Raw genomic sequence first — 231 nt, forward strand, 5'->3', positions numbered from 1 at the left:
GAAGTTCCGAGTACTGGTCGACCGGCAGCGACTGCGCGACGCCGCCGCAGCCCAACCGGGGCGGCAACTGGTGATCCGAGTAAGCGGTGCGACGCTCCCGCTGGCGATACGCACCGGCGACTGTGTCGGGTACTACTCGTACTTGATGCCACTACAGCCTGTAGGAGAGAAGGCGTTCACGTAATCTATGGATGCTCTACCACCCCGTACTGTCAGTGCGACCAGCAGAAG

1 pseudogene is annotated in these 231 nt (G+C 61.9%); it reads left to right on the forward strand.

The window, feature by feature from the left end:
• Nucleotides 1-184 (forward strand): annotated as a pseudogene (locus A2J01_RS37080) (MerR family DNA-binding transcriptional regulator); the annotation flags it as partial.
• Nucleotides 185-231 lie beyond the last annotated feature (47 nt).

This window comes from Rhodococcus sp. EPR-134, assembly GCF_001647205.1.
Classification (GTDB): domain Bacteria; phylum Actinomycetota; class Actinomycetes; order Mycobacteriales; family Mycobacteriaceae; genus Rhodococcus_F; species Rhodococcus_F qingshengii.